Here is an 8859-nt window from a genome sequence, read left to right as displayed (position 1 = left end):
GGCGGAGATGACCGGCTTCCGGCCGGGCGACGGAGAGGCAGCTGGTGGGCATGGATCTGCGGCAGATGGAAGTGGTCGTCGCGGTCGCGGAGGAGGGCGGGTTCACGGCGGCCGCCCACCGGCTGCACGTCGTGCAGTCCGCGGTGTCCGGCACCGTGCGGGCGCTGGAGCGGGAACTGGGCAGCGCGCTCTTCGAGCGGACCACGCACCGCGTGTCGCTGACACCGGCGGGGGAGGCGTTCGTGCCGGCCGCCCGTGCGGCGCTGCGCGCGGCCGAGGAGGCCCGTGCGGCGGTCGACGCCGTACGGGGCGAGCTGCGGGGCCTGGTGACGGTGGGCACGATGCAGGGGGTCTGGGCCGGTCTGCACCGGGCCCTGGCCCGCCTGCGCGCGGAACACCCCGGTGTGACCGTGCGCCTGCGGCAGGGTGCGGTGGCCGACATCCGGCAGGCCCTGCGGGAGGGCACGGTGGACCTGGCCGTGGTGGCCCTCGACCGGCAGCAGCAACGGGGGCTGGTGACCCGTCTGCTGTCGCGCGAGCAGATGCTCCTGGTCGCCGCGCCGGGACGCGGCTTCGCGGAGGACGACGTGGTGACCTTCGAGGAGGTCGCCGGCCTGCCCTTCGTGGACTTCCCGTCCGGCTGGGCGATCCGCTCCGAGGTGGACCGGGCGTTCCGGGCCGCCACCACCGAACGGACCCCCGTGTTCGAGGTGAACGACATCTTCGCCGCGGCCGAACTGGTTCGGCACGACCTGGGGGTCTGCGTCATGCCCGCCTCGCTCGCCGCCCGCTTCCCGGACCTCGCCGTACGCCGCTTCGAGCGGCACGCGCCCTCCTGGAAGGTCATGGTGGTCAGGCCCGGAGGCGATCCCGTGCCCGCCGTCGAGGCGCTGCTGCGCCACATCACCCCTCGCACCGCGGCCGGCGGACGCGGCTGAGCGCGGTCAGCGGGACGCTGCCTGCCCGGTCGTGTTCTGCCCGGTCGAGTCCTGAGTGGTCGCGGCGGGCGTGCCCTTGCGGGCGGCGCGGAGTTCGGTCCCCCAGTAGGCGAGGCCGACCAGGGGAAGAGCGGCCCCCAGGACGCTGACCGCCGTCCAGCCGGCCGCGTGGTAGGCGAGCGACCCGAGCTGCGACCCGAGCGCGCCTCCCGCGAAGAAGACGGCGATGAAGGCACTGTTCAGCCGGGACCGCGCGGCGGCGTCGAGTTGGTAGACGGTGTGCTGTCCGAGGATGAGGGCGGTCTGCACGGCCATGTCGATCAGGATCGCGGCGAGGGCGATCAGGACGATGCTGTGCTGCCCGAAGCCCGCCACGGCGAAGGCCGCGGCCGCCACGCCGAAGGCGATCCCGGTCACCGGCCGTACGAGTCCGCGGTCCGCCCAGCGGCCGGCCGTCGGTGCCACCGCGGCACCCGCGGCGCCCACGAGCGCGAAGACCGCGACGCCGATCGGCGAGTAGTGGAACGGACCGGTGAGCAGGAAGGAGACGGTCGTCCAGAAGGCGCTGAACGCGCCGAACATGGCCGCCTGGTACAGCCCCCGGCGTCGCAGCGCCGGATGCGTCCGTAGCAGCCTGACCGTCGAGCGCAGGACCTGGGAGTAGGGCAGGGAGGTCGTCGGGGCGTGCTGCGGCAGGGCGGCGCGCAGCGCCAGGGCCAGGAGGGCCATCAGGACCGCGGAGCCGAGGTAGACGTAGCGCCAGCCCGCGACATCGGAGACCAGGCTGCTGACCGTGCGGGACAGCAGGATCCCCGCGAGCAGCCCGCTCATCACCCGGCCCACGACGCGGCCGCGGGCGTGGTCGGGCGCGAGGCCCGCGGCGAACGGCACCAGGATCTGCGCGACGACGGAGGTGGCACCGCTGACCAGGGATGCGACGAGCAGCACCGGGAAGTCCGCGGCTGTCCCGGCCACCGCCAGGGCGACGGTGGTGACGGCGAGCAGCGCGGTGACCAGCCGGCGCTTCTCCAGCCGGTCGCCGAGCGGGACGAGGAGGAGCATCCCGGCGACGTAGCCGATCTGGGTCACCGTGATCAGCGTGCCGGCCGCCGCCGTGCCGAGGTGGAAGACCCGGCTCAGCGACGACAGCAGCGGCTGGGCGTAGTAGAGGTTGGCGACGGTCATCCCGGAGGCGACGGCCAGCAGCGCGACCAGCCATCCGGGAACGCCGTGGGTGGTCGCGGACGGCGCGGGGCGCCGCGTGGAGGGGTTCTTGGACGCGGGGGACACGAGGGCCTTCTCGTGACGGGAACCGGTGGTGCGGTTCGGGCGGGCGGAGTGCCGGTCGGGCGACTTCTCGCGCTGCCCGGCCGACTGCTGCAGCGCCCGCGCCGGAGGATTGCTTCCTCCGTGAAGGAGATGACTTGCGATGTCGGTCATCTCGATTTGAGATGACCGCCGATCGCCCTCACCGCCGGGCGGTGGAGTCCTCGGGCGGCGTCACCTCGAAGGGCCCGGCTGCCCCGGCTGCCTCGGCTGCCTCGACGGGTTCCGGCGTCGGCCGCGCGAACGCGTCCCGACCCAGCAGCCGGCCGAGCGCGGCGACCGCGGGCTCGGTGTAGCGGGCCGCCGGCGGACCGGCGACGACCAGGATCAGGACGTACGCGGTGGCCAGCGGCCCGATACGGGGCTCCGTGGCGACGGCGAGGCCCGCGATGACGATCGAGAACTCCCCGCGTGCGACGAGCGCCCCGCCCGCCCGCAGCCGCCCCCGCGGATGGACGCCCGCCCGGCGGGCGGCGTACCAGCCGGTGACGATCTTGGTTCCCGTGGTGACCAGCGCCAGGGCCAGCGCCGGGAGCAGCACCGGCGGTATGGCCGCCGGATCGGTGGACAGCCCGAAGAACACGAAGAACACGGCGGCGAACAGATCGCGCAGCGGGGTGAGCAGACGGCCCGCACCGGCGGCGACCTCACCGGACAGGGCGATGCCCACCAGGAACGCGCCGACGGCCGCCGACACCTGGAGCTTCTGCGTGATGCCCGCCACCACCAGCGCCAGCCCGAGCACGACCAGGAGCAGCATCTCGGGATTGTCGGACGAGACCGCCTTGCTGAGCAGCCGTCCATGGCGCAACGCCAGGTACAGCACCGTGCCCACGGTGCCGAGGGCGATCGCCAGCGTCACCCCTCCGGCCGCCAGGCCGAGGCCCGCCAGCAGGGTCGTCAGCAGCGGCAGGTAGACGGCCATGGCCAGGTCCTCGATGACCAGGACGCCGAGCACCACGGGCGTCTCGCGGTTGCCGAGCCTGCCGAGGTCCGTGAGCACCTTGGCGATGACACCCGACGAGGAGACCCAGGTGACCCCGGCCAGCGCGACGGCGGCCACCGGACCCCACCCGAGCAGCAGTGCCGCCACGGCGCCCGGTACCGCGTTGAGGACGAAGTCCACCGCCCCCGACGGGTATTGGGCGCGCAGATTGCCGATCAGTTCCGAGGCGCTGTACTCCAGCCCGAGCAGCAGGAGGAGCAGGACCACCCCGATCTCGGCCCCCACGGAGATGAAGTCCTCGCTCGCCGACAGCGGTACGACTCCGCCGTGCCCGAAGGCGAGCCCGGCCAGCAGGTAGAGCGGCACGGGCGACAGCCCGATCCGGCCCGCGAAGCGCCCGATGATGCCCAGCCCGAGGATGACGGCACCGAGTTCCACGAGAAGCGCGGTGGTGTCGTGCATCCTCAACTCCCGGACACGATCGCGGCCAGGGCGTCCACGCCCTCACGCGTGCCGACCGCCACGAGGATGTCCCCGATCGCGAGCCGGAAGTCCGGTCCGGGCGAGGGGTGCGCGCTCGTCCGCCGCATCACCGCCACGACGGAGGCCCCGGTCAGCGTCCGCGCCCGGGTGTCGCCCAGCGGCCGCCCGGCGTACGGCGACCGGGAGTCGACCGGGATCTGCTCGGTGACCAGTCCGATGCCGTCCGTCCGCACCGCCAGCGGCGTCGGGTCCAGCAACCGCGCAAGCCCGGCGGCCTCCTCGGCCTCCAGGGGGACCGACGTGCCGCAGGCGTCGGGATCGTCCGCCTCGTAGAAGCCGAGGAACCGCCGCCCGTCCTGGTGCACCACCACCGACAGGTTCCGCCCGGTGCGCGTGGTCACGTCGTACTGCGTCCCGATGCCCGGAAGGGTCGTCCGCCGTATGCCCACTGCTGCCTCCCAGGCAGGCCCGCACCATTGCACGCCGGTGAGGGCCACCTTCGCGCCTTCATTGTCGGCGGGGTGCCCTCGACCAGCGGCTTTTACGTCCGTATTACGTTCAGCCGGACGGTTCTATTCCGGCCGGGGCGATGCGGAGCGACACGGGGCGTGCGGGCAACCCGCGGCGCGGACGCGAGGTGCGCACGACGGCCGCAGCGGTCCCGCCCCTGGGGGCGGGACCGCTGCGCGTGGTCGAAGTGGTCGAAGTGCCGGATCAGGCGGCGGGCACCGTCGGGGGCAGTGCGAGGGCGGCCTTGACGCTGCGCGTCGGCTCGTCGGCGAGGACCTCGAACCGGTCGTTGGCCAGCGCCTCCATGGTGAGCTCCGCGACGCTGGCGGCGCTGATCTTCGGGGCGTCCGTCCAGGCGCTCAGGTCGGTGTCCACGAATCCGCAGTGCACGCCGACGACCAGGGTGCCCTGGTCGTACAGGCCCTTGCGCAGGGCGTCCGTCAGCGACCACTGCGCGGCCTTGGAGGCGGCGTAACCGGGGAACTGGGGCTGCCCGACCCAGGAGGCCAGCGACAGCATGTTCACCAGAGCCCCGCCGCCGTTGCGCGCCAGCACCGGGGCGAAGGCCTGGGAGACCGCCCAAGTGCCGAAGTAGTTGACGTTCATGGCCTGGCGGGCGCCGCCGAGGCCGCCGGTCAGGAGTCCGCTGGTGGCCCCGCCGACGCCGGCGTTGTTGATGAGGACGGAGACGTCGCCGGCGGCCTCCGCCGCCGCGGCCACCTGTGCCTCGTCCGTCACGTCCAGCCGCAGCGGGACGAGGTCCGGGTCGGTCACGCTCTTCGGATCACGGACGCCGGCGTAGACCTTCGCCGCGCCGTGCTCCAGGAGTGCCCGGGCGAACGCGTGCCCGATCCCTCGGTTGGCCCCCGTGACCAGGGCGACCGTTCCCTTGATGTCCATGCGGCTTTCCTTTGCGAAACGCCCCTTCGGCAGGGCTCCGTACACAGCTGACGACGCGGGCTCCCGCAGGCGGCCCGCGTACTCAGGTTAACACCTGAATTTAGTTATGAAAGGCAGCTGTGGATCGGCCGCGAGGGTTCATGGGCGGGGCCAGGGCCGCCCGGCGAGCCGTTCGATGTCGGTGTTGAAGCGCCTGAGGTAGCCGGCGAAGGCGGCGATGTCCTGGTCGGGCCAGTCGGCCATGACCTTGTCCAGGCCGCCGATGATGGCCTCCCGTTCCTCGTCGAGCATCCGGGCGCCCTGCGTGGTGATGCGGAACTTGCGGGCCATCCCGCCCTCGGGGTCGGGGATGCGCTCCACGAGGCCGGCGCGCATCGCCGCGGCGGTCTGCCGGTTGAGGGTGGAGGTGTCGAGTGCGAAGGCCTCGCTCAACTCGCCGATCGACATCGGCCCCTGGACCCGGATGCGGCTGAGGAGGATGTAGGCGCTGCGGTCCAGGGCGCCGGACCTGTGGCGCAGCAGTTCGTGGCGGCTGAGGAGCATCTGCTCGTACTCGACGTCGTGGGTGGACCTGCCCATGTGCCTTCCGCCTCCTGCCGTTCACCGGGCCGCCGGTGTGCGTCTTCGGCGCCCGCTGCCATCCTCGCACAGGGCGTGCACCAGCCACATCATGTGCCTAATGCACTTCCTATGTACGATGCACACCGATCCCCGTACGACCGCCAGGCGAGGAGTGCCGACATGAACGCCCCACAACCCACAGCACGCGCCGGGGGCGTGGTCGCCACGCTGGCCCTGGCCGGCGTCACCGCCGCGATCATGCAGACGCTGGTCACCCCGCTGCTGACGGAGCTGCCGCAGATCCTGCACACCTCGTCGTCGAACGCCGCCTGGGTGATCACCGCCACCCTGCTGGTGGCGGCCGTGTGCGTGCCCGTCTTCGGACGCCTCGGCGACCTGGTGGGCAAGCGCCGCATGCTGGTGGTCTGCTCGGTGCCGCTCATCGCGGGCTCGGTGGTGTGCGCCCTGTCGTCGTCCGTCGTGCCGATGATCGTCGGACGAGGTCTGCAGGGCATGGGCATGGGCATGGTGCCGCTCGGCATCGCCCTGCTCCGCGACGTGGTCCCCGCGGAGAAGCTCAGCTCCTCCATCGCCCTGGTCAGCGCCTCCATGGGAATCGGCGGCGGCCTGGGCCTGCCGATCGCCGCGGCCATCGCCCAGTACGCCGACTGGCGCGTGCTGTTCTGGGGCTCGGCGGGCCTGGCCGCCGTCGTCGCGGTGCTGATCTGGTTCTTCATCCCCGAGGTTCCCGCCGGAGCCAAGGGCCAGCGCTTCGACGTGCCCGGCGCGCTCGGCCTGGGCGCCGGACTGGTCTGCCTGCTGCTCGCCGTCTCCAAGGGCGCCGACTGGGGCTGGGGGTCGGCGACCACCCTCGGCCTGTTCGGTGCCGCCGTCGTCGTACTCGCGGCCTGGGGATGGTGGGAGCTGCGCACCCGCGACCCGCTGGTCGACCTGCGCACCACCGCCCGGCCCAGGGTGCTGATCACCAACGTGGCCTCGGTCTTCGTGGGCTTCGGCATGTACGCCGGGATGCTGGTCGTCCCCCAGCTGCTGCAGTTCCCGAAGGCGACCGGCTACGGCCTCGGCCAGTCCATGCTGGCGGCGGGTCTGTGGCTTCTGCCGGGCGGCGTCATGATGATGATCGTCTCTCCCCTCGGCGGCAAGCTGACCAACTCCCGCGGCCCCAAGTTCACGCTGATCTCCGGCGCCGTGGTCCTCGCCGCCGGGTACGGACTGTCGCTGGTGCTGACGGGCACCGCCTGGGGCCTGATGCTGGCGGTCATGGTCGTCAACAGCGGTGTGGGGCTCGCGTACGGCTCCATGCCGGCCCTGATCATGGGCTCGGTCCCGCTGTCGGAGACCGCCGCCGCCAACGGTTTCAACGCCCTGATGCGTTCGCTCGGCACCTCGGTCGGCGCCGCCGTGATCGGTGTCGTCCTCTCCCAGATGACCACGACCGCGGGCGGCTACACCTTCACCTCCGAGAGCGGCTTCCGCACGGGCCTGGTGATCGGCTGCGGCATCGCGCTGCTCGCCGCGCTCATCGCGGCGGCCATCCCCGCCGCCCGCGCCGCGTCCGGCGACGCGCGGGCCGAGCCGGCCACCGAGCTCAGCAAGGCCGCGCCGGCCGGCTGACCGGCTGTCCGCCGTCGCGCGTTGACCGACCCCGCGCTGCGGCCCGCGGGCGTCATCGGCCGCGCACCAGTCGGGAAGATCCACAGGACAGGGGCCGCCGAGTACCCTCGACCCGAACGGCTCGAGTGTCACGTGGTCTCACTGCTCCTGACGGCGCTTGCCCGGTGGGACCGGGTACCGGCGGCGGAGGCCTGTCGAGGGCCCGACGCCCGCGCGGGCGGCCTGCGGATGCGCCGCGGCCGCGCCGGTGCCAGAGTCGGGAGCGACCGCGCGACCCCGCTGGGTGTCCGTGCGCCGCCACGGTGGGTGCCGCCCTCCCGGCGGGCGCGAGGCGCCGAAGCTGCCGGGGCGGGAAGCGGTCACCAGTGGGAGTTGTCTTCGCGCGCGGAGCACGGCCGCCCGGGAGACCGACCGAGAGGCCGCCGTGGGAAGCTCGGATGCGGGAGCGGACACCGAGGTTGTGGAAGCGGTCGAGGCCGAGCTGTCCGCCTACATGGCGGAGCGGTGCCTCACCGGATCGGGTGTGCTGCCCGCTGACGTCGCTCTCTCCGGCGTCCTGACGGAGTTCGTCTCACGGGGCGGGGCCAGACTGCGCGCACGATGCGTGTGGTGGGGCTGGCTCGCTGCCGGCGGTTCGGCTCACCCGGACGGGACCGCGGTGCCGGTGCGGCTGGGAGCGGCGCTGGAACTGCTACAGGCCTGCGCGCTGATCCACGACGATGTGATGGACCGTTCGGACACCCGCCGCGGCGGCCCCGCGGTGCATGCCCACTTCACCCTCGAGCACCGCCGCGCGGGTTGGTCCGGGGACTCGCCGGCCTACGGGTTCGCCCAAGCCGTGCTGACCGGAGACCTGGCCCTGGTGTGGGCCGAGGACCTGCTCAGGACGGTTCCGATGGACACCGCCGTGCGGCGCCGGGTCGAAGCGCTGTGGCAGGCCATGCGCTCGGAGATGGTGGTGGGCCAGCACATGGAGCTGCGACTGCAGGCGGAAGGCTCCGACGACCCGCAGGCGGCGCTGCGCACCGCCGAGCTGAAGTCCGCGCTCTACAGCGTCGCCCGCCCACTCGCGATGGGGGCCGCCGCCGCCGGCGCGGACGACCGCACCACCGAGGTGCTGCACGAGTTCGGCCGCCGCGCCGGACTGGCCTTCCAGCTCCGCGACGACTTGCTGGGCCTCTACGGGGATCCTGTAGAGACCGGCAAGCCGTCGGGCGACGACATCCGCTCGGGAAAGCCGACCTACCTGACCGCCGTGGCGGTGCAACTGGCCCGGCGGTCCGGCTCCCCCGGGACCGAGGCCCGCGTCCGTGCCACGCTCGGCAACCCCCTCGCGGACGAGGCGGAGATGAAGGCCTTCCGCGGGTTGCTGCGGGAACTCGGTGCGGTGCGGGCGGTGGAGGCCCGCATCGCCGCGCTGGCCGACGAGGCCGCCGCTCTCCTCACGACCGGTCTCCTCGCGCCGCGGGGCATCCCTCCACTGGCCGGGCTCGCCCGCCGTATCGGCGAGGTCGCCCTCGTATGACCTCCACCACGGTCCGCCGGGCCCCCGAACGCGAG

8 protein-coding genes are annotated in these 8859 nt (G+C 73.2%); 3 read left to right on the top strand and 5 right to left on the bottom strand.

Annotated features, from left to right (window positions below):
* The first annotated feature begins 50 nt into the window (after positions 1-50).
* Entirely contained in the window at positions 51-938 is an 888-nt protein-coding gene (locus tag PV342_RS04430; protein ID WP_400801384.1) for a LysR family transcriptional regulator, read from the top strand.
* Positions 939-944: 6 nt separating this feature from the next.
* Here PV342_RS04430 and PV342_RS04425 read toward each other — a convergent pair whose 3' ends face one another.
* From PV342_RS04425 to PV342_RS04405, 5 genes are all read right to left on the bottom strand, one after another.
* Positions 945-2378 (bottom strand): MFS transporter, encoded by a 1434-nt coding sequence (locus PV342_RS04425; protein WP_400800910.1) that lies wholly within the window; start codon positions 2376-2378, stop codon positions 945-947.
* Between the two features lie 28 nt (positions 2379-2406).
* A complete protein-coding gene (locus PV342_RS04420) occupies positions 2407-3672 on the bottom strand; it encodes a cation:proton antiporter (protein WP_500315840.1) in 1266 nt (421 codons plus the stop codon).
* Positions 3673-3674: 2 nt separating this feature from the next.
* A complete protein-coding gene (locus tag PV342_RS04415) occupies positions 3675-4142 on the bottom strand; it encodes a cation:proton antiporter regulatory subunit (protein WP_500315839.1) in 468 nt (155 codons plus the stop codon).
* A 265-nt stretch (positions 4143-4407) separates the two neighbouring features.
* Entirely contained in the window at positions 4408-5103 is a 696-nt protein-coding gene (locus PV342_RS04410) for an SDR family oxidoreductase (protein ID WP_500315838.1), read from the bottom strand.
* Positions 5104-5241: 138 nt separating this feature from the next.
* A complete protein-coding gene (locus PV342_RS04405; protein ID WP_386992444.1) occupies positions 5242-5682 on the bottom strand; it encodes a MarR family winged helix-turn-helix transcriptional regulator in 441 nt (146 codons plus the stop codon).
* Positions 5683-5844: 162 nt separating this feature from the next.
* Here PV342_RS04405 and PV342_RS04400 point away from each other — a divergent pair, with 162 nt between their 5' ends.
* Together PV342_RS04400 and PV342_RS04395 are read left to right on the top strand one after the other, a co-directional pair.
* A complete protein-coding gene (locus PV342_RS04400; protein WP_361007586.1) occupies positions 5845-7299 on the top strand; it encodes an MFS transporter in 1455 nt (484 codons plus the stop codon).
* 424 nt (positions 7300-7723) lie between these two features.
* Positions 7724-8824 carry a polyprenyl synthetase family protein gene (locus tag PV342_RS04395; RefSeq protein WP_500315837.1) on the top strand — a complete coding sequence of 367 codons (1101 nt, stop codon included), beginning with the start codon at positions 7724-7726 and terminating at the stop codon, positions 8822-8824.
* Positions 8825-8859 lie beyond the last annotated feature (35 nt).

The organism is Streptomyces sp. PA03-3a (assembly GCF_033792735.1).
In the GTDB taxonomy this organism is placed as follows: Bacteria; Actinomycetota; Actinomycetes; order Streptomycetales; family Streptomycetaceae; genus Actinacidiphila.
The sequence above is the reverse complement of the archived record's forward strand: the minus strand, read 5'-3'. Positions and strand labels throughout refer to the sequence as shown.